Origin of the sequence: Citrobacter sp. TBCS-14 (assembly GCF_005280805.1) — a bacterium.
GTDB lineage: Bacteria > Pseudomonadota > Gammaproteobacteria > Enterobacterales > Enterobacteriaceae > Citrobacter > Citrobacter gillenii.
Genome location: NZ_SZWM01001293.1, coordinates 1 through 259 on the forward strand (window position 1 = coordinate 1; position 259 = coordinate 259).

Sequence of the window (259 nt, forward strand, 5' to 3'; positions counted from 1 at the left end):
GGAACGCATCTCTTACTCTCCTGGTGTTCGCTCTGGCACGGATATTGTTATTATGAGAGTAATAATGATGACTGCATAGACACGCGAATGCTGCTCTACACTTAGGGTTTTAACATTGAGGGTTGCAGCATGATTAAGGTCTATGGGGTGCCGGGCTGGGGATCGGCCATCAGTGAAGTGATGCTCACACTGGCGGAGATCCCTTACACGTTTATTAATGTGGACGGCTTTGACAGTGACGGGGCTTCGCGGGAGTTGC

The 259-nt window shown here is 50.2% G+C and carries 1 pseudogene; it reads left to right on the plus strand.

The features are described from left to right. Positions 1-129: 129 nt before the first annotated feature. Positions 130-259, plus strand: a pseudogene (locus tag FDX22_RS27435) (glutathione S-transferase); the annotation flags it as partial.